Consider the following 26,866-nt stretch of genomic DNA (forward strand, 5'->3'; position numbering starts at 1 on the left):
TATGATCCCCTTCTCCCTTCTCGACCTCTCGCCCATCGGCGATGGCTACACCGTAAGCGACGCGCTCGATCAGTCCGCCCGCATGGCGATCAAGGCGGAGGAACAAGGGTACAGACGCGTCTGGCTGGCGGAACACCATGGCATGCCGGGCATTGCCAGCGCCGCCACCGCCGTGGTCATCGGCCATATCGGCGCCGCCACGAAGAAAATCCGCATCGGCTCCGGCGGCGTCATGCTGCCAAACCATTCACCACTGGTCATCGCCGAACAGTTCGGCACGCTGCAAGCTCTCTTCCCCGGCCGCGTCGATCTGGGCCTCGGCCGCGCGCCCGGCACCGACATGCGCACGGCAGGTGCGCTTCGCCGCAATCTGGAGGCTGGTGCCGAGAGCTTCCCACACGACATCCTCGAACTGCAGCGGCTGCTCGGCGCGCCGGAAAAAGACCAGGGGCTGCTGGCCGTGCCCGGTATGAACGCCAACGTACCGATCTGGCTGCTTGGGTCGAGCATCTACAGCGCCCATCTGGCAGCGGCGCTCGGCCTGCCTTACGCTTTTGCGTCCCACTTCGCTCCGGATATGCTGATGGAGGCAGTTTCCATTTATCGTGACCGCTTCCAGCCTTCAGCCGATCTCGATCAACCCTATGTCATGGTCGGCATCATGGGTGTGGCGGCGGAAACCGATAGCGAGGCGCAAAAGCTGTTCACCTCCTCGCAGCAGCAGTTCGTCAACCTGCGCAAGAATGTGCGCACTCCCTTCCCCAAGCCGCTCGACAGCATGGAAGGCTTCTGGACGCCGATGGAAAAGATGAGCGTCGAGCACACGCTGCGCTATTCAGCCGTCGGCTCGGCGTCCACGATCGAAGCGCAGCTCAGCGAATTCCTGGGCGAGACGGAAGCGGACGAGTTGATCATCTCGATGCCGATCCATGACATCGATGCGCGCCTGCGCTCGGTGGAGATGTTTGCCAGCCTGCCGCTGATGGAGAAACAGCAGCTGGCTGCTTAGAGTGTGTCCGGGCTAAACTGTCACAAGAGCTTCATTCACTCGTATTAGGTTTTTGTTAATACTGGTGAAACTTGGAGCTTCCAGGGTGACAGACGCAACCGCTTCAGGCCGCGATCCCGGCCATTCCTATCATCCTCTCGAACAGAGGACCTCTATCGGCAGATGGTTCCTGCCGATTTTCGCGCTCGTGCTGATAGTCGGCCTCGGCTATGTCGGTTACGGGCTTGCGGCGGATCTGGAAGTCGCTACCTCCGTGCCATGGCTCCTGCTCGGACTGGCACTGCTGATCGCGCTCGGCTTCGAGTTCGTCAACGGATTCCATGACACGGCAAATGCGGTTGCGACCGTGATCTACACACGCTCCATGCCCGCCGAACTGGCGGTCATCTGGTCCGGCTTCTTCAATTTCCTGGGCGTGCTGCTCTCGTCCGGTGCCGTTGCCTTCGGCATCGTTGCGCTGCTGCCGGTCGAACTCATCCTGCAGGTGGGATCCGGCGCCGGCCTCGCCATGGTCTTCGCGCTGCTCATCGCCGCCATCATCTGGAACCTCGGCACCTGGTATCTGGGCCTGCCGTCTTCCAGTTCGCACACGCTGATCGGCTCCATCATCGGCGTTGGCCTGGCCAACCAGTTTCTGGCAGCGCAGGGCACCGCCACCAGCGGTATCGACTGGTCCCAGGCAAGCAGCATCGGCCTGTCGCTGCTGATCTCGCCGCTGATCGGCTTCGGCCTCTCGGCCATCCTGCTGCTGGTGATGAAAACACTGGTGCGCAACAAGGCGCTTTACGAGGAGCCGAAGGGCAACAAGCCGCCGCCTCTATGGATCCGTGCCCTGCTGATTTTCACCTGCACGGGCGTCAGCTTCGCCCATGGCTCCAACGACGGCCAGAAGGGTATGGGCCTCATCATGCTCATCCTCATCGGCCTGGTCCCGACTGCCTTTGCGCTCAACCGCACGCCCGACGCGCAATATGTGAAAGCGTATGAGACTGCCTCGGCAAGCGTCGAGACCGTGCTGCAGAAATACCTCAAGCCGGGCGTCGCGGTGACGGATGCTCGTGCCGAAGTCTCCGACGCCGTCAAGAACAAGGCGTGGAACGACAAGACGACGCTGGCCCTGCAGCAGTTCATTCATTCGTCGAGCGAACAGATCTCGAAATTCCCGACGCTTGAAGCGGTTCCGACATCCCTGGTCGGCAACATCCGCAACGATGTCTACTTGATCGGGGAAGCGCTGAAGCTGATCGACAAGAAGAAACTCCTGCCTATGGAAGGCGCGGATCTCGATGCGGTCAAGGCCTATCACCAGGCCGTCGACAATGCGACCAAGTACATTCCGCTTTGGGTCAAGATCGCAGTCGCCATCGCGCTCGGTCTCGGCACCATGGTGGGTTGGAAGCGCATCGTCGTGACGGTGGGCGAAAAGATCGGCAAGAGCCACCTGACCTATGGCCAGGGCGCATCCGCCGAAGTCGTCGCAATGATCACAATCGGTGCTGCCGACCATCTGGGGCTGCCGGTCTCGACAACCCATGTTCTCTCGTCAGGCGTGGCCGGAACCATGGCAGCAAACGGATCCGGGCTTCAGTGGTCGACCGTCCGCAACATGCTGATGGCTTGGGTGCTGACCCTGCCGATCTCGATCGGCCTCGCCTTCGGTCTGTTCGTGCTCCTCCGCCAGATTTTCTGACGTTTCACAAACGAATGCCGGCGGTACAGTGATGACCGTGCCGCCGGCATTTCGCATGAAAAATTCAGGCCGAGAGCTTCGCCATGACCTCGTCCGAAACCTCGAAGTTCGAGAAGACGGTCTGCACGTCGTCGTCGTCTTCGAGGTTGTCGATGAGTTTCAGAAGCGACTGCGCCCTTTCCTCGTCCACTTCTATCGTGTTCTGCGGCTTCCACACGGTCTTGACCGTATCGGCCTCGCCGAGCACCGCTTCGAGCGCCTTCGACACTTCGCCGATGCTTTCGAACGCGCAGACGATCGTGTGGCCATCTTCGTCCGACACCACGTCGTCCGCGCCGGCCTCGATCGCCGCTTCCATCACCTTGTCTGCGTCGCCGACGCTCGTCTTGTAGGTGATTTCGCCAACATGATCGAAGGAGAAGGAAACCGAGCCGGTTTCGCCCAGTGCACCGCCCGCCTTGGTGAAGATGGAGCGGACATTCGATGCCGTGCGGTTGCGGTTGTCTGTCAGCGCTTCCACGATGATCGCCGTTCCGCCCGGGCCATAGCCTTCGTAGCGGACAGAGTCGTAGCTTTCCGCGTCGGCACCGGAGGCCTTCTTGATGGCGCGGTCGATATTATCCTTCGGCATGGACTGTGCCTTAGCGTTCTGGACGGCCAGGCGCAAAGCGGAGTTCATGGCGGGATCGGGCAAGCCCGTCTTGGCAGCAACGGTGATTTCTCGCGCAAGCTTGGAAAACATCTTCGAGCGGATGCCGTCCTGCTTGCCCTTGCGGTGCATGATGTTTTTGAACTGTGAATGGCCGGCCATGACAACCCTGACGCTTTGGTGTGTTTGGGATGGCGCCTTATAATTTCCAAGCCCCCGCCATTCAAGGCATTTTGACGACATTGCTCCTCGATGGGTCCGCAACCGCTGTTCGGCAGGAACAAAGGCAGTGCCCTGCCGTTCTTCGACCGAGAAAAACAATCAAGGAGACACTCGATGGCAAGCTTGACCGAAGCCCGCGAAGCCCCGGAACAACAGCTCTGGGACGAGATCGGCAAGATCCATGCCGGCATGCTCGGCATCAAGGGCGACAACATGCACTTCCAGCCCATGGCGCCGAACGCAGATCCGAAGACGAGCACGATCTGGTTCTTCACCCGGACGGATACGGATCTGGTGAAGGCGGTCGGCACCAGCAGCCGAGGATACCTCTCCGTCGTTGGCAAGAACCACGACTATCACGCATTCCTGTCGGGCACGCTGGAAGTCCGCATCGACCGCGCCAAGATGGACGAGTACTGGAGCGCGGTCACCGCCGCCTGGTATGAACATGGCAAGGACGACCCGATGCTGACAATGCTGGCGCTGCGTGTCGACGATGCCGAAATCTGGGCGTCCACAGACAGCACGCTCAAATTTGGCTGGGAGATCGCCAAGGCCAATCTCAGCGACGAGAAGGTGCCAGAGGTCGGCGTCAAGCAGCACCTCACCTTCCCACAATATCACTAAGCGCATAAGCCGCAGGGGTGATCAAAGCCCCTGCGGCACCATGATCGTCGGCTTCTTCGGCAGGGAACGCACCGACACGGTGATGACCGGATTTCTCGCATAAGCAACGTCAAATTTGCCATCGAACATCGCCAGGAAATTGTCGAGCGGCGGGCCCCAACGGTGCATCGGCAGGATCAGCGATGATCGTAGCCGCCGTACCACGCGGCTCATGCTGTCCGCACCCATGGTCAGCCCACCATCCACCGGCACCATCACCACGTCCAGCCGACCGATATCCACATATTGATCTTCCGTCAGCTCGAAATGCAGATGCCCGAGATGACCAATGCAAAGCCCGGCCACTTCGAAGATGAAGATCGAGTTGGCATTCTCTTCCAACTGCCCGCCCCAGCCGCGGGTGTCCGACACGACGTTACGGATATAAACGTCGCCAACCGTCAGCCGATACTCTGCCTTCTCGCCCGGCACGTCGCTCCAGCCATGCAGCACATGCGCAATCGCCGGATCGGGGCTCAGCGTATAATGGGTCGAGTGCGCCCGGTTCATGGTCACCACGTCCGGCAATCGGGACGGCTGGTAGGCGCCGCTATAATCGGTCGCAATGCCGATGCCGCCAGGCGTTTCGATGAAATAGGTCGAGTGGCCGACATAGGTGATCTTCACCTCCTCGTCCCGCGAGACGTTCAGCGCGGTCCTCATCAGTCTCGAAGACAAGACGGAAGGTTCGAAGCTGGCATATGTGGCTGAAGGGACGCGTCCGGCAATCGCCTGGCATTGGCTGACCTGAGGCTGACCGGCTTGCGGCGTCTGCTGTGCCGGCGCTGACACCGCCGCCAGACCCAGCATGCCGAAACTCAATGCGAGAGCCCGAAGAATCATGCCATCCCCCTGCCCGACCATCGATCGTCATGTCGATGAAGGATGCGGCATGACACGGGGTCCGTCCAGATGGGACGACAGGCCCTGCTCTCACAAAGCCGTCATTGCGACTCGTGTGTTAAGCCCAGAAGCTCGGGATCGTCTCGGCAAGCCGCGGCCCGATGCGCAGCGGCGCTATCTTCTCGGCCAGGCCGGATCTGTCGGAGATCTCGACACCCAGTCCGCAAATGGTCGCCGGACCGCTTGCCGCCTCAAAGCGCCCCTTCGGCATTTTCGAGATGAACCGGTTGAGCGGCTCTTCCTTTTCCATGCCAAGCGACGAATCGTAATCGCCGCACATGCCGGCGTCGGACATATAGGCTGTGCCGCCATTGAGAATCTGGCAATCGGCCGTCGGTACATGCGTATGCGTGCCCACCACCAGGCTGGCACGGCCATCGACGAAGTGGCCGAAGCACTGCTTCTCGCTGGTTGCTTCCGCGTGGAAGTCGAAGACGATCGCGTCCGCCTGTTCCTTCAAAGGACAGGCGGCAAGAATGGCTTCCGCGCTCTTGAAGGGATCATCGAGCTCCGGATGCATGAAGACCCGGCCCATGATGTTGGCAACGAGTATCCGCGCTCCGTTGCGCGCATAATAGATGCCGGATCCGCGGCCGGGCGTGCCGGCCGGATAATTGGCTGGCCGGAGGAACTGTTCGTGGCGCCCCGCAAAGGAAACCGCCTCCTTCTGGTCCCACACATGGTTGCCGGTGGTCACCACATCTGCCCCGGCATTGATCGTCTCCAGGAAGATGTCCTCGGTGATCCCGAAGCCGCCGGCGGCGTTTTCCCCGTTGACGACGACGAAATCCAGCTTGAGGTCGAAGACAAGGCCGGGCAGCTTTTCCCAGACCGCCGTGCGGCCGGTCTTGCCGACCATGTCACCCAGAAACAAGAGGCGCATTCTTATCCAATCTACAGGCTTGGCTTGCCACCGAAGCGTCGATAGCCGCTCTCAGTCAGCACGGCATCCAACCTGACATCGTGAGGTTCATCGGGGACTGATGCCACTTCCTGGCAGTCAAAGGCAATGCCGATCAGCGCCGGCCGCAAACCTTTTTGGTGCAGACGGTCGATGGCGCGGTCGTAATAGCCGCCGCCATAGCCGATGCGGTCGCCGCGGGCATCGAACACCGAAAGCGGAACCAGCATGATCTGCGGATCAAGTTCCGCCGCATCTGGTCCCGGCCCGAACGTGTCGAAAGTGCCGGGCACCAGTTCCGCGCCGCGCACGAGCTCCCGGAAGACAATCGTCTGCTTGTCGAGGATAACCGGCACGCAGAGCCGTGCGCCCATGTCCCGCAGTTGCGCCATCAGCGGGCGCAGATCCACCTCGGAGCGGATGGGCAGAAAGCCTGAGATCACCGTGCCGGTTTGGAAGCTGAGCGCATCGAGGCCGTGGGACGCGATGGAAAGGCTCTTTTCGATACGCTCGACAGGAGGCAACGCATCGCGGACGGCAAGCCGCTCCTTTCGAAGCGCCGTCTTCTGCTCGGCGATCGTCATCGTCATTTATCCGGCGCCCGCCGGATGAGCAGCTTGTCGATGCGCCGGCCGTCGAGATCGATCACCTCGAAGATCCAGCCGTTCTTGGTAAAGCTCTCGCCGAGTTCCGGCAGATGCTTCATCTCGTCCAGCACGAAGCCGGCAACCGTCTCGTAGCCGGGATCGTCACCGACCGAAAAGCCCATCTGGTCGGCGAACTCGTCCACCGGCATCCAGCCGGCTACGAGGAAGGACCCGTCCTCGCGCGCCACCATGGCGGGCTCCTCCTGTTCGTCCTCCTGAAAGACGCCGGTAATGGCTTCCAGGATGTCGCCGGAGGTGATGATGCCTTCGAAATGGCCGTATTCGTCGAACACGAGCACCATATGCGCCGATGCCTTTCGCAAGGACTGGATCACATCCAGTGCGCCGGTCAGGTCGGACACCACGGGCGCCTCGCGCATGATCGTGGTGATGTCGATGAGCCTGCCGCCGGCCATGAAGTCATAGGCGTCCTTCACGAACAGGACGCCCAGGACCTCGTCCGAACTGCCCCGGCGCACCGGCAGCCTGGAGCGCGAGGTCGCGCGCAGCTGGGCCCGCAGTTCCTCCGGATCGTCTTCCGTGTCGAGCACTTCCACGTCGCGGCGTGGCGTCATCAAACCACGCGCCGTGCGGTCGGCAAGGCGCATCACGCCGGAAATCATCGCCGATTCTTCCGTTTCGATCACGCCGGCGCTATGCGCCTCGGCAAGAACGGTGCGGATCTCCTCGTCGGTAACCTTGTCGCCGGTCTCGCCCCTCTGCCCGAGCAGGCTCAGCACGATGCGGCCGGACACATCGAGCAGCCAGACGATCGGCCCGCCAACGGTCGCAATCAGCTTCATGGCCGGCGCCACGCGGGCAGCCATGGTTTCCGGCGCGCGAAGCGCGATCTGTTTCGGCACGAGTTCGCCGATGATCAGCGACAGATAGGTGATGAAGACGACCACCGTGCCGACACCGAGCCAGTCAGCCATGTTACCGGCCATCCCCTGCGCCTCCAGCCACCCGGTCAGCCGGGCGCCGAGCGTGGCGCCCGAGAAGGCACCGGAAAGTACGCCGACCAGCGTGATGCCGATCTGCACGGAAGACAGGAAGCGGCCGGGATCTTCCGCAAGCTTAAGCGCTGTGGCAGCGCCCGTATTGCCCTGTTCGGCCATGACCTTAAGGCGCATCGGTCGCGAGGACACGACCGCGAGTTCCGACATTGACAGGACACCGTTGAGAACAGTGAGCGCAATGACGATGAGAATTTCGGTTAACAAAAGAGGCTCTTTGGCTGTGACATGATCGTGCGCGCGATACCGGATGCTCCGCTAAGCGGACTGGCAACCGAACAGCTTTTACACCGCAGCGGGCCAGCGCAGCTTGGATGAACTGTCTGGAAGCAAGATCGTTCTCCCGAAACCGCGCATCTTCACTCGCATCGAGAAATCATAGGGTCGGCGGCGATGCAATGCAATGGCGGGAACAAGATGGCCCGTGCTTATTCACGCCTGCAGGTCGAGAACGAGCTCGGCGCGCGTTCCGGATGACATGGGAACGTAATGAATAGCGGAGCCGAGCGTCGAGGCCATGGACTTGACGATCCGGCTGCCCAGTCCCGTGCCCTTGGGCACGTCCCCTTCCCGCCAGCCTACTCCGTCGTCTTCCACCGACAGCAGCGCCTTGCCGTCGTCCTGTCGCCGAAGATGCACGCGCACCTCCCCTTCGGAGCCGGCCGGATAGGCATATTTGAGGGCATTGGTCAAAAGCTCGGTGACGATCATCCCGACCGATACGGCCCGGTCCGAGGCGAGCGACATGGCGTCGGCATCGAGCTTGATGGATGGACCCTGCTGGTCGTTGACCGTGCCTTGCACCTCGCGCACCAGCGTGCCGAGATATTTGTCCATCTCGACCTGCCGCACGTCGTCGGAGGTATAGAGGCTCCGGTGCATGCCGGCGATGGCCGTAATGCGCGCCTGCGTTTCGGCCAGCGCTGCCTTCACGTCATCGTTCTTGCTGCTGGAGACCTGCAGCCGGATCAGGGCTGCCACCAATGCCAGGCTGTTGGCCACGCGGTGATTGACCTCGGCCAGCAGCACTTCCGCCCGTTCCTTGCCGAGGCGGATTTCCTGTTCGGCCTTTTCCTTGGCTCGCCGCAGCTCGGCCGTCGCAATCCCTTGCGCGATCGCGCTTTCCATGAGCGGCCAGAATTCGTCGCCGACCGTCTTGATGACGTAGTCGGCAGCGCCGTTCTTCAAGGCATCGATTGCGATCGTGGCGTCGCTCGACCCGGTCACGTAGATGACCGGTATCGAGATCTCCTGGTCCTTCAGCCGGCGCAGGATGTCCAGCCCGGTTTCGGCCTTCAGATAATGGTCGAGGACCACCGCATCGATGCCGCCTCGGTCGATTGCCTCCATCGCTGTCTTGCCGTCAGGCGCATGCACGACCTCGTAGCCGGCACGGCCAAGATGGCGTGTGGCGAGACGGGCCAGAGCAAAGTCGTCATCGACATAGAGGATCGTCTGCGGCATTTATGGCGTTATTGTCCCGGTATCTGCATCACGGAAAAGAACAGGCCAAGCTGTCTGATCGCGTGGGCAAAGCTGTCATAGTCCACTGGTTTCGTAATATAGACGTTGGCGCCGAGGTCGTAGCAGCGCTGGATCTCCCGTTCGTCGTCCGTAGTGGTCAGGATCACGACAGGCAGGCGCTTCGAGTGAGCGTTGGACTTCACCTTCTCGAGGATGTCAATACCCGACATATCGGGAAGGTTGAGATCGAGAAGGATCAACAGATAGCGGTCACTGTTGACGGAACCTGAGCGGTCGGAACCGAGGATGAAATCGAGCGCTTCGTTGCCATTGGTAAAGGGAACGATCTCGTTGTTCACCCCGGCGCGGCGCACGTTCTTCTCGATCAGACGAGCATGGCCTTCATCATCCTCGACCATGACGATGGTGACTTCTTTACCGGCAGCTTTCATGACCCGTTACTCCTGACATATTGGGATAGATCCGTGGGCAGGCGGACGATGAACGTGGTCCCGCTTCCCAATGTGGATTTCACCGTAATCTCGCCGCCTAAATTTCTGACTAATGATCGCACATGGGCGAGGCCGATACCTTCCCCCTGCTTGTCCTGGACCCCCGAGCGGCGGAAAAGCTCGAAGACCCGTTCGTGATCTTGCGGCGCAATGCCTCGTCCATTGTCGGATACTTCGATGCGCATGGAGCCTCGCCCCGCAGGCGCTGCCTTGACGGTCAGCAGCAGCGGCCGGTCCGGATGCTTATACTTGACCGCATTGTCGAAGAGATTGCCGAAGATCTGCTCCATGGAGAAGCGATCGGTAATCAGGCTGCGCGCCGCATCCACCGAAATCTTCACATCGCCGCCGGCTTCGTGAACCTGATGGTAGATGGTGGCGGCAGTCGTGTCGAGAAGATCCCGCAAATCGATGCGTTCCGGCTTCAGCTCGCGGCGTCCGTCGCGGGAAATTTTCAGGATGGCGTTGATCAGCCCGTCCATTTTCTTGGTCGAGGACCGGATGAAGCCGATCGCTTCCGGCAGGTCCTCTTCGACAGCCAACCGCGCATCGCGCACATCGCTCTCGCTCAGCTCGGCGCCGTCAGCGAGCACATATTTGCTGACTGCCTTCAGCGTCGTATCGAGCTCGCTGGTAAAGCCCATGATGTTGACGAGCGGCGCGCGCAGATCGTGCGAGACGATATAGGCGTAGCGCTGGATCTCGCGATTGGCCTGGATCAGATCCTCGGTGCGCTCGTTGACGCGCTCCTCCAGCCCCGCATTCAGATCCTCCACTTCGCGGCGAGCTCGCGACAGCTCGCGAACATGCTGCCCGACCACCAGGATCGCGCCGGCCACGACCAGGATGATCAGCACGCCTCCGCCGATGGTGAACCACTGCAGCGATCCGGCAGAGTCGCGCAAGTCCTCGATCCCGGACACCAGATGGGAGTCCAGCTGGGACATGACCTCCGCCAGGATGGACTGGAGATTCGTCATCATTTCCAGGCCAGACTGGTTCCTGACGATTGCCACAGCACCCTCGACATCGCCGTTACCGGCAAGGTTCAGGGTTGATTGCATCTCGGCAACCTTCTGTGAGATCAGCCGCCGGATGTCATCGACCGGCACAGCAACCGCAGACTGGCTGGAGGCGGCACGCTCGAACTTGTCGAGCTGCGCCGGCAGCGCGTTCAATGCCTTGCTGTAGGGCTCAAGGAACGTGCTGTTGTGGACGAGGAGATAACCGCGCTGTCCCGTCTCGGCGGCTTGCAGCAGCAGAAGAAGATCCGCGGAAGCCGAGCGGACGGCACGCAGCCGTGTCACGTCATCGAAATAGACCCGCGTCGCCTGCGCCAGAAAGAAGGAGGACAGGACGATGCCGAGCAGGATCGCCGCGCCCACCAGAAGCATCAGCAGGGAGGAGCGCGCGAATGTGGTTTGGGAAAAGGGCATGAAGGAGCAGCCGAATTGAAGGACGGCCACTAGTCGGCAGCCACGCGCCGCTTGTCAAGGTTGAGCTGGAAAATGGTCCTGCACGGAAAGAATGACCGTTGGATCAAGCGGATGGGTGGGCGTTTTGCTCCGTCCTTCCAGTGCTGCCGGCAAGCATGCTCCGGTTCCGGCCGCTCGCCTTTGCGCCCAGAAGCGCCGAGTCCGCACGCGTCAGGAGGTTGGCTACCGCCTGGCTGGAACCGGCTTCTGCCACGCCGATCGATACGGACACCATGCCGAGGATCCGTCCGCCATGGGAAAGCGGCGCCGTCGCAATCTTTTCACGCAGCCGTTCCGCGACTTCGAAAGCATCCGGTCCGCCACACCCAGGCAGGAGCACAGTGAACTCTTCTCCGCCGAAGCGGTAGCAGTTGCCCGTCTCTTTCACCACGTCCAGCATGATCTGCGCCACGTATTGCATGACCTTGTCGCCGGCGTCATGCCCGAATTCGTCGTTGAAGCGCTTGAAGAGGTCGATGTCCATCATCAGGCAGGAGAGCGGCTTGCCGGAATCGTCCCGTTCCGCCCGCGCCAGCGCCTCGTCCAGACAGCGCCGGTTGAGAAGCCCCGTCAGGGCGTCGCGCACGGCAAGGTTCATCAGCCGGTCGCGCAGCTGCAGATTGGCGACCGCAAGGCCGATATTCTCGGCAATCAGTTCGAGATAAAGGCGAGAACCCTCGACGGCGGATCGGGTATCGCCGCCCTCTTCGAAGCACAGCAGCCCGATGGCGTCGCCCTGCGCTGTCAAGGGCACGCAAAGGCATGTCGAGAGTGCGCCATCCAGATGCGGACAGGGCACGTCGTCCTGATGGTGGTTGCTCAAATGCGGTCGCCCGCGCCGCACGCCCCAGCAGGCGCTAGAGGAAAAGGAAACGTTCGGTTGCTGTGGATCGAGCCAGGCGCCGACGGGCGTCAGCAGCGTACGGCTGTCGTTGAGGACAAAGAACCGGCCTGCGAGCTTTGGAAAGATCTGCGGAGCAAACAGAGAGACGACCTCTGCAAGCTCCGGCTGCGTCAGGCAGGCCTGCAGCCGGTGCATCATCTGCAGGATCAGGTCTTTGGTATGCTGCTCGGCGCGCCGTTCGGCATCCAGTCTGTCGCGTTCCAAAGCATTGTCCCGGAACACATGGATGGCCTGGTGCATGTCTCCGATCTCGTCACGGCGGGCATCATGCGGCACTTCCACCGCATAATCCTGGCGCGCCAGCCGCGTCACGATGCCGCTCATGCGCATCAACGGCATGGCGACCCGCCGCCTGAGGATGAAGTAGAGTACGCCGAGGAACAGCGCGGCGGTGACGCCCAGCATGATCTTGGCCACAAGGCTCCATTGATCGCTGCGCGCCTGAGCATCCCGGACGGCACTCGCCGTCCGTACGCTGACCAGTTGGCGGAACTGGTTTACGCTTTCGGCAAGAGCCGTCTCCAACCGCTCGTGCTCCGCGCCGAAGAGAACCCCGGATGCGTCCGTGCGACTGCCGCCTGGAAGCGCAACCGCATCCTCCTCCAGCTTGTCGAGGGCATCCGCATCCCGCTCGATATCGGCGAGCGCGGCGATCTCCAATTCGGCGGCACCTCGCGAGCGAATGGCATCCGCTTCCTTTTCCAGCCGATGCTCCTCGCTTTCGTCGCCGCGAAAAGCCTGCAGATGGCGCTGCTCGCCGGTCATCACATAGGAGCGGGCAGCGTCCGATCGCATTTCGGCGCCCAGTTCCAGCGCGTCTGCAAGCTCGTCAAAAGCCTGGCGCTCCTCGATGGCCGCCCTCTCCTGCGCGGCACTGCGGGACGACATGATGAAGGCGCCGCCCGAAAGAACCGTCAGGACGACGGTGATCCCATAAGCCCAGTTGGTGATCTCGTTTATGCGCATGGTTACAGCCAGGATCTATTAAAACCTGCGGGGGGCGGTTGAAAATGACGTTAACATAGGCCGCCGGCGCCACGCGAATGCAGTCATGCACGCGGTAGGGTAAATGAATTCGTCATGACGAAGGAACGGAGGGTGCGATCCGCGGCAACCGGTGGATTTTTACGATCCTGGGTGCCTACAAACGTAGGTGGGCGCCGTGTGTCCAGGCCCACGGGCCTAGCCAGGGACAGCTCCCTTTGGATCGAGTATGGCCCCAGGGATTGTTGTTCCTGTCGAGAGGCGCAGATCGCAATAGCAATATAAGGGGGAATGCTTCGCCGCGCCAGTGGCAGGCGATGCGATTTAATTGACTGTGGGAAGTGTGCGGCCGTTCAGCTTGGCCGTCAGCCCTTCCAGCCGGGCAGTAAGCTCCGAAACCGCTTGAACCATCTCGTGTTCACGCACCTGTTGGCTCTCGGCGGCGCCCAGCCGGTTCGATCTGAGCGCGTCTAGCTCCCCCTCGAGGCTCGCGACCTTGCGGGAGAGCTCGGACAATTCGTCCATGATCATGATGCCGGCCATGACCGTGATCCTCAGATCGCCGATCTCGCCGAACTGGCTTTTCAGGTGACCGACATAGCGGTCGAAGCGCTCGGCGAGCTCGGAAAGATGCCCCTCCTGCCCCTCCTCGCAGGCCATGCGATACGCCTTGCCGTCGATGGTGACCGTGACCTGTGCCATATTCCTGATCCTTACCGGTCCAGCACGGCGCGGATCGTTTCCATCGCCGTGACCAGCCGCCGGGAGACTTCGCGATTGACCTCTTCGAGCCGGTTGGCGCGGAACTGAGACTGGTCGAGCTCCTGCGCCAGGCGGGCGCGATCGGCATGAACCCGCCTCACCTCGCCCTCGGCCTCGCTGTTTTCCCGCTGCCGCTCGATGCGCGCATCGACCGCGCTCTCGAGGCCGCCCATTGCCGCCCGGAGCTCCAAGAGCGCCACATCCAAGGTCTTTTCTGAGGGCATTCGCCTTTTCCTGTCGATGCTGCAGGCGCTTTGCGAATCGATGAAACCGCCCGGCCAACACGCATCGGAGACTATTCGCCGGCTTCGACCCGGTCAACAAACGCCGGTCTCCGGGGCCGAAGCTAACTGTGGATCGCGCCTGAGGCAGCTTATATTCGGCATCTTTGCCCCATTCGAGGCGCCGACCAACAAAAACATGCGACCGTTCGTCCTCCTCATTAAACCGCCATCATATCCGTGCTTTTGTTGACTTGAGCGTTGCACCTGTTAAGGATCAGCCGCTTCCCGTAGGTCCCTCCCGGGACCCTGACCCCGATCCAAAAAAAGCGGATTAGCCATGATTTCTCGCGAACAACACGACCGGATGGCAAATGCGATCCGCTTCCTCGCCATGGATGCTGTCGAAAAGGCGAATTCCGGCCACCCAGGCATGCCGATGGGCATGGCCGACGTGGCGACGGTGCTTTTCAGCAAATACCTCAAATTCGACCCGACCAAGCCCCATTGGCCAGATCGCGACCGCTTCGTGCTGTCGGCCGGCCACGGTTCCATGCTGCTCTACTCGGTCCTGTATCTGACCGGCTATCCGGACATGACGATCGACGACATCAGGCAGTTCCGCCAGCTCGGCTCCAAGACCGCCGGCCATCCGGAATACGGCCATGCCACAGGCATCGAGACGACCACGGGTCCGCTCGGCCAGGGCATTGCCAATGGTGTCGGCATGGCGATTGCCGAGCGCAAGCTGCGCGAGGAATTCGGCGCCGACCTGCAGGATCACTATACATACGTGATCCACGGCGACGGTTGCCTGATGGAAGGCATCAGCCATGAGGCGATCGCGCTTGCCGGACATCTGAAGCTCAACAAGCTGATCATGTTCTGGGACAACAACTCGATCACCATCGACGGCGCCGTTTCGCTGTCGGATTCGACCGACCAGATCATGCGCTTCAAGGCCGTTCACTGGAACACGATCGAAGTCGATGGCCATGACCAGGCCGCCATCGCAGCCGCGATCGAGGAAGCTCACAAGTCCGACCGCCCGACCTTCATCGCCTGCAAGACGGTGATCGGCTTCGGTTCGCCGAACAAGGCCGGCAGCCACAAGGTTCACGGTTCGCCGCTCGGTCCCGATGAGATCGCTGCCACGCGCAAGGCGCTGAACTGGGAATACGAGCGCTTCGTCATCCCCAACGACGTGCTGTCCGACTGGCGCGCCGCCGGCACCCGCTCGGCCGAAGCCGTCAAGGCCTGGGAAGGCCGTTTCGAAGCGTCTGCTGCCAAGGCGGAATTCGCCCGCCGCTTTGCCGGCGACCTGCCGGAAGGCTTCGATGCGGCCATTGCCGACTACAAGCGCAAGATCATCGATACCAAGCCGGTCATCGCGACCCGCAAGGCATCCGAAGACGCGCTGGAAGTTATCAACGGCTTCCTGCCCGAGACGCTCGGCGGCTCCGCCGACCTGACGCCGTCGAACAACACCAAGACCAGCCAGATGGTGTCGATCACCCCGAGCGACTTCTCCGGCCGCTACATGCACTGGGGCATTCGCGAACACGGCATGGCGTCGGCCATGAACGGCATCGCGCTGCACGGGGGCCTTATCCCCTATGGCGGCGGCTTCATGATCTTCTCCGATTACTGCCGCCCGCCGATCCGCCTCGCCTCGCTGATGGGCATCCGCGTCATCCACGTGCTGACCCATGATTCGATCGGCGTTGGCGAAGACGGCCCGACCCACCAGCCGGTCGAACAGATGGCGAGCCTGCGCTCCGTTCCGAACCTGATGATGTTCCGCCCGGCGGACGTCACCGAGACGGCCGAATGCTGGCAGATCGCGCTGAAGACCAAGAACCGCCCGACCGGCCTGGCATTGACCCGCCAGAACCTGACGCCGGTTCGCACCGAATACAGCGAGACGAACCTGTGCGAACAGGGCGCCTATACGCTGGCCGGCAATGCCGACGCCAAGGTGACGATCTTCGCTTCGGGTTCCGAAGTCGAGCTGGCGGTTGCCGCCCGCAAGACGTTGGAAGAAAAGGGCGTCAGTGTTCGCGTCGTTTCGGTTCCCTCGACGGAACTCTTCTTCGAGCAGCCGGATGCCTATCGCCAGGACGTGCTTGGCAATTCGCCGGTGAAGATCGCCGTCGAAGCAGGGGTTCGCGAAGGCTGGGACGCATTCATCGGCCCTGAAGGCACGTTTGTCGGCATGAAGAGCTTCGGCGCTTCCGGCCCGGCCAAGGACGTCTTCAAGCATTTCGGCATTACCGCCGATGCGGTCGTCGTCGCCGCCGAAGCCAAGCTCTGATCGGACGGCGCCTGCGGTTCAACGACCGGGGCGCCTCCACTTCCAAAAGACAGATCCATTCCAGGGAGTGAATGCACATGACAGTCAAGGTTGCCATCAACGGTTTCGGCCGCATTGGCCGTAACGTCCTTCGTGCCATCGTCGAATCCGGCCGCACCGATATCGAAGTGGTCGCCATCAACGATCTCGGCCCGGTCGAGACCAATGCCCACCTGCTGCGCTACGACTCGATCCACGGCAAGTTCCCGGCGAGCGTCGAAGTCAGCGGCGACACGATCATCGTGGGCGGCGGCAAGCCGATCAAGGTGACCGCGGTCCGCGACCCGGCAGCTCTGCCGCATGGCGAAATGGGCGTCGATATTGCGCTGGAATGCACCGGGATCTTCACCGCCCGCGACAAGGCCGCCGCCCATCTGACGGCCGGCGCCAAGCGCGTTATCGTTTCGGCTCCGGCCGATGGTGCCGACCTGACCGTCGTCTTCGGCGTCAACCACGACCAATTGACCAAGGACCACCTGGTCATCTCCAACGCATCCTGCACGACCAACTGCCTGGTGCCGGTCGTAAAGGTCCTGAATGACGCGATCGGCATCGATCACGGCTTCATGACCACCATTCACTCCTATACGGGCGACCAACCGACGCTCGATACCATGCACAAGGATCTGTACCGCGCCCGCGCGGCTGCGCTCTCGATGATCCCGACCTCGACCGGCGCTGCAAAGGCCGTCGGTCTGGTTCTCCCGGAACTGAAGGGCAAGCTGGACGGCACCTCGATCCGCGTTCCGACCCCGAACGTCTCCGTTGTCGACTTCAAGTTCGTCGCCAAGAAGACGACCTCGGTCGAGGAAGTCAACGAAGCCATCAAGGCCGCCTCCAACGGCAAGCTCAAGGGCATTCTCGGCTATACCGAAGAACCGCTCGTCAGCCGCGACTTCAACCACGACAGCCATTCCTCGATCTTCGCGATCGACCAGACCAAGGTGCTGGAAGGCAATTTCGTGCGCATCCTCTCCTGGTACGACAATGAATGGGGCTTCTCCAACCGCATGTCGGACACGGCCGTGGCGCTTGCCAAGCTGATCTGAGCTGATCCAGAACGCAAAGCGTAAACCCTTCGGGCCGCTGGCGCTTATCCTTGAACCCTCTCCCCGCAAAGGAGAGGGTTTTATTTTGAAGGGATGTTTTATACCGCAGGGGACACTACGCTGGCATTGCGCCGTTTCATCAGGACGGCAAGCAGAATAGCAATGAGGTAGAGTGCGGGAACGTCCCCGGCCAGGTGACCCCGTTCCATCGGGTCTTCAATCGCCTGAACCGTCATGATGACGGCATGGACAAGGCTGGACCAGACCGTAAACCAGATCAGGCTTCCATGCTCTGCCGGATTGCGCGACGCCAGCAGCAGGAACGCACCGAGCGTCACGTAGATGCCGACGATCATGTAGATGTAATGGGAGCTTCCGTGCCCCCATCCCCAGCCGGATGGCCACAGGATGGTCAGGGGGTAAATTGCGAAAATCATGATCAAGCCGACTGCGATCAACGCATGTCGAAGATATGCACCATAACCCACATCCATTTCGCCCTCCAGATCTATGGCGTCTCAATTCTCCATGGCATGTTCGATCTGGCGCCCTGCGCCCACTGCGCCATGATAGCGCTTGTCAGAACTTGGGACAAGCATGCGCCGGCCGCGTGTTTTTTTGACCCCCGCCCTTCTCTTGCCGGAATTCTTGCCGCCTAATCGACAACGTCAAATCGATTCTTCGGGCTCCGGCCTGTCCCATTCTGCATAGGCCGCATTGCGGCACACGGCACAGGTCCTGATGATCCGCGGGGCCTGCGAACGGGGATCATGCGACGGCGGCGCTGCGAGGGAAGGACGGAACTTTGGAGGCATTCTACATCATTCTGCTGGTCGGCACGGTGCTGGTGCTGACGGCGGCCTTCTCCAGCCTCCTTGCCTTCCGCTTCGGCGCGCCTCTCCTGCTGATCTTCCTGTCCATCGGCCTGTTGGCCGGCGTCGATGGCCTCGGCATCCGTTTCGAGAACTACTCCTTCACCTTCATGCTGGGGTCCCTGGCGCTCGCCATCGTGCTGTTCGATTCGGGTTTCAGCACCCCCGTCCACTCGTTCAAGATCGCCGCCATTCCCTCGATGACGCTCGCATCCGTCGGCGTGCTCATCACCTCTGCCGTGTTTGCCTGCGGCGCCACCCTCATGCTCGGTTTCACCTGGCTGGAAGGGTTGCTGCTCGGCTCGATCGTCGCCTCCACCGATGCGGCGGCCGTCTTCTTCCTGCTGCGCATCGGCGGCATCAATATCCGCGACAAGGTGCGCTCTACGCTGGAAGTGGAATCGGGCACCAACGACCCGATGGCGATCTTCCTGACTGTTGCCCTGGCCGAACTCGTCGCCACCGGCCAGGGCTTTGCCGGCCTCAACTTCAGCTTCCTGCTGCTTTTCGTGGAGGAAATGGGGCTCGGCGTTCTCTTCGGCGTGCTGGGCGGCATGATGATCGTCTGGGTGCTCAACCGCTTCACCAGCGACCGGGGCCTGGCGCCGATCTTCGTGCTGGCGCTGGCGCTGCTCGTCTTCTCCTTCACCGGCACCATGGGCGGCAGCGGCTTTCTCGCGGTTTACGTCGCCGGCATCTATGCGGGCAACAAGCGCCTCTTCGCCAAGCAACAGATCGTCCGCTTCAACGAGGGGCTGACCTGGCTGGCGCAGATCATCATGTTCCTCGTGCTCGGGCTGCTCGCGACGCCGTCGCAGTTTCCGGTCATCCTTCTGCCGGCGGTCGGCCTAGCGCTGTTCCTGATCTTCGTCGCCCGCCCCATCGCCGTGTGGCTCAGCCTGCTGCCCTACGATTTCACCCAGCAGGAAATCGGCTTCGTCGCCTGGGTCGGCTTGCGCGGCGCGGTCTCGATCCTGCTCGCCATCATGCCGATCCTCAGCGGCGTGGAAAACGGCGCCCTCTTCTTCAACACCACCTTCATCATCGTGCTGGTGTCGCTGCTGCTGCAGGGCTGGACCATTCGGCCGGTGGCGCAATATCTCGGCCTCATCATCCCTCCCCGCATCGGCGCCGTGGACAAGGTGGAGCTCGACCTGCCGGGCAAGGCCACCCACGAACTGGTCTCCTACCGCGTCATGAAAGACAGCCCGGTCCTGCTCGGCGAGCGCATCCCGCGCTGGGCCATGCCCTCGCTCGTCATCCGCGATGGCCGCAGCATGCGCTACCAGTATGCCGGGCGCCTGCGCGAAGGCGATCAGGTCTATCTGTTCGTGACACCCAACTATATCCGCCTGCTCGACCGGTTGTTCGCAAGCCGGGTGCCGGTGGATGAGGACGATGCGGATTTCTTCGGCGCCTTCTCGATCTCGCCGAACCGGCCCGCCAAGGAACTGGATGTCGCCTATGGTCCGGGCCTGCTCGCACCGGCAGAGCAAAGCCTGACCGTTGGCGAACTGATGGCCCATAGGCTGAACGGCCATGCGGATTACGCCGACCGCATGCGCTTCGGCTCGATCGTGCTCATCGTCCGCGAACTCGACGAGCAGGGCCATATCCGCAGCATCGGCATTTCGCTTGAGCCCGTGGAGCCGGCCACCAACTTCCCGATCTTCATCAACATGCGAGACATCGCCCACCGAATCCGCGATCGCTTGCGCAAATACCGCGGCAAGGCCGTCTCCGGCCAGGGGCGCTGAGGCGCTCGCAAACCGTTCCGCCTGGCGCATCGACGCCTTGCGTCGCCGGTCAGGAATAGTATGGTCCGCTCACCTTTGAACACTGAACGGATGATACCATGGCGGCCTTCAAAACCCTCGACGACCTCACCGATATCGCGGGCAAGCGCATCCTCCTGCGCGTCGATCTCAACGTGCCCGTCGCCGACGGCAAGGTTACCGATTCCACCCGTATAGAGCGTGTCGCGCCGACCATTCTGGAGCTGTCGGCCCGCGGCGCCAAGGTCATCCTGCTTGCCCATTTCGGCCGTCCCAAGGGCGAGCCGGTCGCCGACATGTCGCTGTCTCTCATCGTCTCCGCCGTCAACGAAGTGCTCGGCCGCAAGGTATTCTTCGCTGCCGACTGCATCGGCCCCGAGGCTGAACAGGCCGTCGGGAAGATGGCCAATGGCGATATCCTGCTTCTGGAAAACACCCGCTTCCACAAGGGCGAGGAAAAGAACGATCCCGCTTTCACGGAAGAACTGGCCCAGAACGGCGACATTTTTGTCAACGATGCCTTCTCCGCCGCCCACCGTGCCCACGCATCGACCGAAGGGCTGGCGCATCACCTGCCCGCCTATGCCGGCCGCACCATGCAGGCGGAGCTTGAGGCCCTGGAAAAAGGTCTCGGCAATCCGGCGCGTCCGGTCGTTGCCATCGTTGGCGGCGCCAAGGTCTCCAGCAAGATCGATCTGCTTCAAAACCTGGTGAAACGAGTCGATGCACTGGTGATCGGCGGTGGCATGGCCAACACCTTCCTCGCAGCGAACGGCATCGAGGTCGGGAAATCGCTCTGCGAACACGACCTCGCGGACGTGGCGCAAAAGATCATGGCCGAGGCGAAAGCCTCCAATTGCACGATCGTGCTTCCCGTGGACGGCGTGGTCGCCCGCGAATTCAAGGCCAATGCCGCCAACGAAGTCGTGGTGACCGAACTCATCCCCGCCGATGCCATGATCCTCGATGTCGGCCCTCAGTCCGTCGAGGACGTCAAGGAGTGGATCGCCAAGGCCGCCACCCTGGTCTGGAACGGCCCGCTTGGCGCCTTCGAGATCCAGCCGTTCGACGCGGCCACCGTCGCAGCCGCAAGGTTCGCCGCCGAGCGGACCAAGGCTGGGACGCTGGTGTCTGTCGCAGGCGGTGGCGATACAGTCGCAGCGTTGAACCATGCAGGCGTGGCGGACGACTTTTCCTATGTCTCGACGGCCGGCGGCGCCTTCCTCGAATGGATGGAAGGCAAGGAATTGCCCGGCGTCGCGGTCCTGTCCAAATCCGAATGATGCGCTATCTATTGCGTATTGAACAGAAAACCCGCGCGGTTGGCGCCGCGCGGGTTTTCGACAAGATCTTTCAAGCAAATTAAATATTTCAAACGATTGAAGACATTTCAATCGTTTCAGTGGCTTAGCCAAGCATTTTCCTTTAAAACAACTTCTGTTATCGGCAGGTGGACAGCGGCGGGAGAGAGCTAAAACTGAACGTCTTGCAAATATCCATGCGGGGATTGATCGATCCGGCATTGCCGATCGGTCGCAAAAATCAAAGACCATACGTGAGCGCGTGACGCGTCATTTTTAGGGATAGGAGCGAAATATGGTGGACGCGAAGATGTTGGAGAAGATCAGCTCGGCGCCCGGATTCATCGCGGCGCTGGATCAGAGCGGTGGTTCAACACCCGGAGCGTTGCGTCTCTACGGCATTTCCGAGTCCGACTATCAAGGTGATGAGGAAATGTTCCGCCTGATGCACGCCATGCGCGTCCGCATCATGAGCGCGCCGGCCTTTTCAGGCGACAAGGTCATCGCCGCCATCTTGTTTGAACAAACCATGGACGGCGACGTCGATGGTCAGGCCGTTCCCTCCTATCTCTGGGAAAAGCGCGACGTCGTGCCCTTTCTCAAGATCGACAAGGGCCTCCGTCTAGAAGAAAACGGCGTTCAATTGCTGAAGCCGATGCCCGATCTGGACGCTCTCCTGTCCCGCGCCCGCGAAAAGGGTATCTTCGGAACCAAGATGCGTTCAGTGATCGCCAATGCCGACAAGGTCGGGATTGCCGCTGTCGTGCAGGAACAGTTCGAGGTGGCGCGGCAGATCATCGGCCATGGCCTCATCCCGATCATCGAGCCTGAAGTCTCCATCAAGAGCCCGACGAAAGAACAGGCTGAAGCCATTCTTCGCGACGAGATCGCGCAGCAGCTCGACAAGCTTCCCACAGGCGAAACCGTGATGCTGAAATTGACGATCCCGACAGTCGCCGATTTCTACGCTCCTTTGATTGCACACAAATCGGTTGTCCGGCTCGTCGCCCTGTCCGGCGGCTACAGTCGCGCGGATGCTTGCGAAAAGCTCAGCCACAACCATGGCATGATCGCGAGCTTCTCGCGCGCACTGACGGAAAACCTGCACGTCACGATGAGCGACGCAGACTTCGACGCGAGCTTGGCCGAAACGATCGATGAGATCTACAATGCCAGCGTGAACAAGGCTGCCTGAGCCCACTCCGTTTTCATGAAGCTATAGTGGGCCGTGCGGTAATGCAGACCGCGCGGCCTTTTCTTTTGCTGATGGCATCCATCAGAAAGATTGGCTGGTCACGGCTTGGGCTCGTAGGTGATAATGCGGCTCACTCAAGGAAATTGCCATGCCGAGCGCCGATTACGTCACCGTCGATGTCTTTACCGAGGAAAGGTTCACCGGCAACCCTCTGGCGGTCGTCGTCGATGCGCGGGACCTGACGGCGCGGCAGATGCAGCAGATTGCCACCGAATTCAACTATTCGGAAAGCACCTTCGTGCTGCCGCCGCAGGACCCGGCAAACACGGCCCGCGTGCGCATATTCACTCCCACCGCGGAAATCCCCTTTGCCGGCCATCCCAATGTCGGCACCGCCTTCGTGATCGGCCAGCTCGGAACGCTCTTCGGAAAGCCATTGGGCGACAGGCTTCGTTTCGAGGAGATCGCCGGCATCGTGGAGGTCGATCTCCTCCGCGAAAATTCCGCCGTGGTCGGCGCCACGATCCGCGCCCCGAAAGCGCTTGAGATCGGTGACGACGTTTCCCCGGAGCTTATCGGCCGCTGCGCATCGATCGACGGCTCAAGGGTTCGAACGCAACCGCAAAAGCCTGTCATCGCCTCTGTCGGCCTCCCTTTCGCCATTGCCGAACTGCAAGACCTTGAAACCCTCGCCGCCACAAAGCCCAATCTTTCCGCTTTCCACGAGGCTGCCGCACGCCATCCTCGTCAGGCCGGCGATTTCTCTCTCTTCATTTACGTCCGCAATGCGCAGGACCCTTCGCAGATCCGAGCCCGCATGTTCGCGCCGCTGGACAATGTTCAGGAAGATCCTGCCACCGGCAGCGCGTCGGCCGCACTGGCCGCCCTTCTTGCGACGAGCGATCCTCTCCGGGATGGTGAGATCAAACTGACGATCGAACAGGGCGTGGAAATGGGCCGTCGCAGCGTCATCGAGCTTGCCGTCGCCAAATCCGATGGCGCAGTCACCGATGTGCGCATCAGCGGCCGCTGCGTTGCCGCCATGAGGGGCACCATTACTTATTGATTAAGTGAATTCGCGCAGCAGCAGCGCAAGCGTCCAGATAGCGAATGCGAAGAGCGCGAGCTTCCAGAAGTCCATCCTCCGCCTTAGCCCTGGAATATTCAGCGGTTTGATGATCTGAATCAGCATGAGGAGGATGAGCAGAATCGCTATGACTTTGGTCATGGACGCATTCGTTTCGCGTGGTGCCATAGGCTGGACATGTTTGCTCTCCACCACAGATAGGCCCGGAGCGGATTCGGGGACTGAACGTCCGCTCCGGCCTTCGTTAACCCTCGGTTCGGCCCTGCGCAACAGCGCGGGCGGGCTGGTGTGATTCATTCGCGGTGAAAGCGGGCAGTATCGACGATGAGACGAAATCTCTTACCCGTTCTGGCTCTCCTCTGCGGCACGCTCTTTCTCTTCCTCGGCAATGGCTTGCAGGGCTTGCTGCTGCCGTTGCGCGGATCGCTCGAAGGGTATTCCAACGGCACGCTTGGCCTGCTCGGCACCAGCTGGGCCTCCGGTTTCGTCATCGGCTGCTTCGTGGCGCCCAATGTGGTGCGCCGCATTGGCCATGTTCGCGCCTTTTCAAGCTTCCTCGCGCTCATTTGCCTCAACGTCCTTTTGACCGGCCTGCTTGTCGACGAAACCGCCTGGCTGGTGCTGCGCGCCATCACCGGCTTCTGCACCGCAGGCACCTCGATGATCATCGAGAGCTGGCTCAACGAGCGCGCCACCAGCGAAAGCCGCGGCACGATCTTCTCCTTCTATATCTCCATCACCCTGTTCGGCGTGGTCGGCGGGCAATTGCTGGTGCCGCTGGCCGATGTATCGACCACCACGCTCTTCATGATCGGCGGCATCCTCTACAGCATTGCAGCGCTTCCCACGACGCTTTCAAAGGCTGCCTCGCCCCAGCCGCTGAAGCGAGCCCGGCTGGATCTGAAAGGCCTGTTCCGAAACTCGCCGATCTCCTTTGTCGGCATCCTGCTGATCGGCATCGCCAACGGCGCCTATGGCACGCTGGGCGCCGTCTTCGCGACGCGGGCGGGATTGGACCAGGGCGCGGTCGCCGCCATGGTCAGCATCACGATCTTCGCCGGCGCCATCATGCAGTTTCCGGCAGGACGCCTGTCGGACAGGATGGATCGACGTCATGTGCTGGCCGGTCTTTCGGCCGCAGCCGCACTGGCGGGCCTCGCCGTTGCCGTGATCCGGCCCGCCGGGGTGTACGAGATCGTCGTCCTCGTCGCCATATATGGCGCCGCCGCCAATTCGCTTTACCCGATCGCCGTCGCCCATGCGAACGACTTCGCCAGCCCGGAAGACTTCGTGAAAGTGTCGGGAGGCCTGCTTCTTCTCTACGGAATCGGTACGATCATAGGCCCCTCCGTCGGTGGCCCGATCATGACCTGGGCCGGCCCGCATGCGCTGTTCGCCGTCACGGCGTTTGCCCATGTGCTAATTGCCGCCTATGCCATCATCCGCAGCAGGATAAGGGCTCGGGTGCCCGCATCGGAACGGGAGGTCTACACGACCGGACCATCGACCACGGGCACCTTGTCGACACCGCAGAGCGTTTCGCTGGATCCCCGCGCCAAGCACGAGAGCCGCCGCGACAATAACGAGTAAAGGGCAGGACGATGAGCTTCATGGATGACGACCGACCGAAAAAGCCGACAGTTCACGAGGTCGGCAGCGACCTCTCCCTCCTGTCCACCGACGAGCTCTCGGCTCGTGTCGGGCTTCTGCAGGGGGAGATCCAGAGGCTGCAGGCAGAGATCGACAGGAAAAACAGTGGCCGGAAGGCAGCGGAGAGTTTCTTCCGCTCGTAACTGCTATCCTTCCCAAGATTAGCAAGCCATTTCGAGAGCTTTTAAGAGAATATTAATCATTAACGGAGAATATAGCTACGTCCGGTTCTGCCGGACTCAGGCAGTTTCTCCTCTTCGGCGAATGGTCTGATTTCTCCCTGTTTTACCTTGAGAGCCGCCTTTCCGCGGCTCTTCTTTTTTGTTCATCCGCAGCAGACGCCAGTGCGCTGCCGTTACAGGATGACGCGGCCAAGCCCGCCTTCCACACTCAAGAATATGTCCCATTTCAAGAAGATCCTCGGCATTTACGACTTCCTGTGGGTATTAACCTTTCCTTAAGAAACGCCTTGCGGATCTCCATTATAAGTATCATCTTCAGGCCAACGAAAAGGCAGCGGAACTTTTCTTCTTCACCGTCATTGCCTTATTGAATGTGTCAGCAGGAAAACCCTCCATGTCCGAACTTGGATTGAACACTGTCAGCTTTGCCGGCCGCGCCGCCAGCTCTTCTCAGTTCAAGGCGCTCTATACCGAGGGCATGACACTGGTGGAAGAAACGGCCAGCTATCTGGATGGAACGGGTCGCGCAGCGTCCAAGGTTTTGCCGCGCATGGCCTCGGTCTTGTACGCTGCCGAATCGATGCGCCTCACCACCCGCCTGATGCAGATGGCCTCCTGGCTGCTGCTGCAGCGCGCCGTCAACAATGGCGAAATGAGCCGCGATCAGGTTATTTCGGAAAAGAGCAAGGTTCGCCTCGACGGCTTCAACGTCGATCGCACCGCACCAGGATGGCTCGATCTGCCGGAAGGTTTCCGCGAACTGGTGGAGCGCTCCCTGCGCCTGCAGAACCGGATCGCCCTGCTCGACCGTGAGATCTATCGCCCGGGCGAACCTTCCGTCGTTCCCGACAATGAAAACAGCGTTCGCGCCCAGCTCAGCTTGTTGCGCACCGCATTCGCGCACTGATTGCTCAATCTGCGCTGGCTGATATCGATCGATGAAATGCAAAGGCAGGTCCCGCGACCTGCCTTTTTTGTTGCCGTATTCGGCGGCAGCTCTGTTCATGATGGAACACCATGCCCAGACAGCAAAAAGCCCGGCTTTCGCCAGGCTTTTCTTGTTCTTGTCTGCGAGGCAGATTAGAGGCCGAGGCCGCCGAAACGCTTGTTGAACTTCGAAACGCGGCCGCCGCGGTCCAGAAGCTGCTGGTTGCCGCCCGTCCATGCCGGATGCGAGCTGGGGTCGATTTCGAGGTTCATCGTAGCGCCTTCCGTGCCCCAGGTCGAACGGGTCTCGTACTCGGTGCCGTCGGTCATGACGACCTTGATCGTGTGGTAGTCGGGATGAATGCCAGCCTTCATGTCGCTAATCCTGCTCTGCGAGGTCCATTTGTCGCAATTGCGAGCGAGGACCCTCTTTAATAAATGAAGCCGCAG

26 protein-coding genes and 1 other RNA gene are annotated in these 26,866 nt (G+C 61.2%); 12 read left to right on the forward strand and 15 right to left on the reverse strand.

What is annotated here, in order from left to right; genetic code table 11:
- The first annotated feature begins 1 nt into the window (after position 1).
- Together EPK99_RS10560 and EPK99_RS10565 are read left to right on the forward strand one after the other, a co-directional pair.
- Positions 2 to 1,009, forward strand: coding sequence for an LLM class flavin-dependent oxidoreductase (locus EPK99_RS10560; protein WP_128442980.1), 1,008 nt, complete (start codon positions 2 to 4; stop codon positions 1,007 to 1,009).
- A 154-nt stretch (positions 1,010 to 1,163) separates the two neighbouring features.
- Entirely contained in the window at positions 1,164 to 2,699 is a 1,536-nt protein-coding gene (locus tag EPK99_RS10565; RefSeq protein WP_245582414.1) for an inorganic phosphate transporter, read from the forward strand.
- A 64-nt stretch (positions 2,700 to 2,763) separates the two neighbouring features.
- On the opposite strand, the gene EPK99_RS10570 is transcribed toward EPK99_RS10565, so the two are convergent.
- Positions 2,764 to 3,510 (reverse strand): YebC/PmpR family DNA-binding transcriptional regulator, encoded by a 747-nt coding sequence (locus tag EPK99_RS10570; protein ID WP_128442982.1) that lies wholly within the window; start codon positions 3,508 to 3,510, stop codon positions 2,764 to 2,766.
- 174 nt (positions 3,511 to 3,684) lie between these two features.
- Between EPK99_RS10570 and EPK99_RS10575 the strand changes: the two genes are divergently transcribed.
- Positions 3,685 to 4,197 carry a pyridoxamine 5'-phosphate oxidase family protein gene (locus tag EPK99_RS10575; protein WP_128442983.1) on the forward strand — a complete coding sequence of 171 codons (513 nt, stop codon included), beginning with the start codon at positions 3,685 to 3,687 and terminating at the stop codon, positions 4,195 to 4,197.
- Positions 4,198 to 4,218: 21 nt separating this feature from the next.
- Here EPK99_RS10575 and EPK99_RS10580 read toward each other — a convergent pair whose 3' ends face one another.
- The 11 genes from EPK99_RS10580 to EPK99_RS10630 form a co-directional block, all read right to left on the reverse strand.
- A complete protein-coding gene (locus tag EPK99_RS10580) occupies positions 4,219 to 5,079 on the reverse strand; it encodes an MBL fold metallo-hydrolase (RefSeq protein ID WP_128442984.1) in 861 nt (286 codons plus the stop codon).
- Between the two features lie 118 nt (positions 5,080 to 5,197).
- Complete coding sequence (locus EPK99_RS10585) at positions 5,198 to 6,022, reverse strand: TIGR00282 family metallophosphoesterase (protein ID WP_128442985.1); 825 nt, start codon at positions 6,020 to 6,022, stop codon at positions 5,198 to 5,200.
- A gap of 11 nt (positions 6,023 to 6,033) precedes the next feature.
- The gene (locus EPK99_RS10590) at positions 6,034 to 6,624 is read right to left on the reverse strand and encodes a 5-formyltetrahydrofolate cyclo-ligase (protein ID WP_128443397.1); all 591 of its coding nucleotides are present in this window, start codon (positions 6,622 to 6,624) and stop codon (positions 6,034 to 6,036) included.
- Between the two features lie 2 nt (positions 6,625 to 6,626).
- Positions 6,627 to 7,910 carry a hemolysin family protein gene (locus EPK99_RS10595; protein WP_128442986.1) on the reverse strand — a complete coding sequence of 428 codons (1,284 nt, stop codon included), beginning with the start codon at positions 7,908 to 7,910 and terminating at the stop codon, positions 6,627 to 6,629.
- 225 nt (positions 7,911 to 8,135) lie between these two features.
- Positions 8,136 to 9,167, reverse strand: coding sequence for a sensor histidine kinase (locus tag EPK99_RS10600; RefSeq protein WP_128442987.1), 1,032 nt, complete (start codon positions 9,165 to 9,167; stop codon positions 8,136 to 8,138).
- An 8-nt stretch (positions 9,168 to 9,175) separates the two neighbouring features.
- Positions 9,176 to 9,619: a response regulator gene (locus EPK99_RS10605; protein ID WP_128442988.1), complete on the reverse strand. Its 444-nt coding sequence runs from the start codon at positions 9,617 to 9,619 to the stop codon at positions 9,176 to 9,178.
- Positions 9,616 to 11,115, reverse strand: coding sequence for a sensor histidine kinase (locus EPK99_RS10610; RefSeq protein ID WP_128442989.1), 1,500 nt, complete (start codon positions 11,113 to 11,115; stop codon positions 9,616 to 9,618). The genes EPK99_RS10605 and EPK99_RS10610 overlap by 4 nt, the downstream gene beginning before the upstream one ends.
- 103 nt (positions 11,116 to 11,218) lie before the next feature.
- Positions 11,219 to 13,024: a sensor domain-containing diguanylate cyclase gene (locus tag EPK99_RS10615; protein ID WP_128442990.1), complete on the reverse strand. Its 1,806-nt coding sequence runs from the start codon at positions 13,022 to 13,024 to the stop codon at positions 11,219 to 11,221.
- Between the two features lie 132 nt (positions 13,025 to 13,156).
- Positions 13,157 to 13,315: non-coding RNA, 6S RNA (ssrS, locus tag EPK99_RS10620), on the reverse strand.
- Between the two features lie 51 nt (positions 13,316 to 13,366).
- A complete protein-coding gene (locus EPK99_RS10625; protein WP_128442991.1) occupies positions 13,367 to 13,744 on the reverse strand; it encodes a cell division protein ZapA in 378 nt (125 codons plus the stop codon).
- Between the two features lie 11 nt (positions 13,745 to 13,755).
- A complete protein-coding gene (locus EPK99_RS10630; protein WP_128442992.1) occupies positions 13,756 to 14,028 on the reverse strand; it encodes a DUF4164 domain-containing protein in 273 nt (90 codons plus the stop codon).
- Between the two features lie 337 nt (positions 14,029 to 14,365).
- On the opposite strand from EPK99_RS10630, the gene tkt reads away from it, so the two are divergent.
- Positions 14,366 to 16,339, forward strand: a complete 1,974-nt coding sequence (gene tkt, locus EPK99_RS10635) for a transketolase (protein ID WP_128442993.1) — start codon at positions 14,366 to 14,368, stop codon at positions 16,337 to 16,339.
- A gap of 77 nt (positions 16,340 to 16,416) precedes the next feature.
- Complete coding sequence (gene gap, locus EPK99_RS10640; protein WP_128442994.1) at positions 16,417 to 17,427, forward strand: type I glyceraldehyde-3-phosphate dehydrogenase; 1,011 nt, start codon at positions 16,417 to 16,419, stop codon at positions 17,425 to 17,427.
- A 98-nt stretch (positions 17,428 to 17,525) separates the two neighbouring features.
- Here the strand turns inward: gap and EPK99_RS10645 are convergent, their stop codons facing one another.
- Positions 17,526 to 17,921, reverse strand: a complete 396-nt coding sequence (locus EPK99_RS10645; protein WP_128442995.1) for a DUF6632 domain-containing protein — start codon at positions 17,919 to 17,921, stop codon at positions 17,526 to 17,528.
- Positions 17,922 to 18,232: 311 nt separating this feature from the next.
- On the opposite strand from EPK99_RS10645, the gene EPK99_RS10650 reads away from it, so the two are divergent.
- The 4 genes from EPK99_RS10650 to EPK99_RS10665 all read left to right on the forward strand — a co-directional run bounded on the left by EPK99_RS10650 (position 18,233) and on the right by EPK99_RS10665 (position 23,636).
- A complete protein-coding gene (locus tag EPK99_RS10650) occupies positions 18,233 to 20,056 on the forward strand; it encodes a potassium/proton antiporter (protein ID WP_128442996.1) in 1,824 nt (607 codons plus the stop codon).
- Positions 20,057 to 20,154: 98 nt separating this feature from the next.
- Positions 20,155 to 21,357 (forward strand): phosphoglycerate kinase, encoded by a 1,203-nt coding sequence (locus EPK99_RS10655; RefSeq protein ID WP_128442997.1) that lies wholly within the window; start codon positions 20,155 to 20,157, stop codon positions 21,355 to 21,357.
- A gap of 313 nt (positions 21,358 to 21,670) precedes the next feature.
- Positions 21,671 to 22,570, forward strand: coding sequence for a fructose bisphosphate aldolase (locus tag EPK99_RS10660; protein WP_128442998.1), 900 nt, complete (start codon positions 21,671 to 21,673; stop codon positions 22,568 to 22,570).
- A gap of 148 nt (positions 22,571 to 22,718) precedes the next feature.
- Positions 22,719 to 23,636: a PhzF family phenazine biosynthesis protein gene (locus tag EPK99_RS10665; RefSeq protein ID WP_128442999.1), complete on the forward strand. Its 918-nt coding sequence runs from the start codon at positions 22,719 to 22,721 to the stop codon at positions 23,634 to 23,636.
- On the opposite strand, the gene EPK99_RS25295 is transcribed toward EPK99_RS10665, so the two are convergent.
- Positions 23,637 to 23,798 carry a hypothetical protein gene (locus EPK99_RS25295; protein WP_164901750.1) on the reverse strand — a complete coding sequence of 54 codons (162 nt, stop codon included), beginning with the start codon at positions 23,796 to 23,798 and terminating at the stop codon, positions 23,637 to 23,639. It abuts the gene before it with no gap.
- Between the two features lie 183 nt (positions 23,799 to 23,981).
- Here EPK99_RS25295 and EPK99_RS10670 point away from each other — a divergent pair, with 183 nt between their 5' ends.
- The 3 genes from EPK99_RS10670 (at position 23,982) to rcdA (ending at position 26,396) form a co-directional block, all read left to right on the forward strand.
- On the forward strand, positions 23,982 to 25,247 hold the full coding sequence (locus tag EPK99_RS10670) for an MFS transporter (protein WP_128443000.1): 1,266 nt from the start codon (positions 23,982 to 23,984) through the stop codon (positions 25,245 to 25,247).
- 11 nt (positions 25,248 to 25,258) lie between these two features.
- Positions 25,259 to 25,450, forward strand: a complete 192-nt coding sequence (locus EPK99_RS10675) for a DUF1192 domain-containing protein (RefSeq protein ID WP_128443001.1) — start codon at positions 25,259 to 25,261, stop codon at positions 25,448 to 25,450.
- Between the two features lie 433 nt (positions 25,451 to 25,883).
- A complete protein-coding gene (rcdA, locus tag EPK99_RS10680) occupies positions 25,884 to 26,396 on the forward strand; it encodes a protease adaptor protein RcdA (protein WP_128443002.1) in 513 nt (170 codons plus the stop codon).
- A gap of 173 nt (positions 26,397 to 26,569) precedes the next feature.
- On the opposite strand, the gene rpmE is transcribed toward rcdA, so the two are convergent.
- The gene (gene rpmE / locus EPK99_RS10685; protein ID WP_128443003.1) at positions 26,570 to 26,791 is read right to left on the reverse strand and encodes a 50S ribosomal protein L31; all 222 of its coding nucleotides are present in this window, start codon (positions 26,789 to 26,791) and stop codon (positions 26,570 to 26,572) included.
- Positions 26,792 to 26,866: the final 75 nt, after the last annotated feature.

The organism is Neorhizobium lilium, from assembly GCF_004053875.1.
In the GTDB taxonomy this organism is placed as follows: Bacteria; Pseudomonadota; Alphaproteobacteria; order Rhizobiales; family Rhizobiaceae; genus Neorhizobium; species Neorhizobium lilii.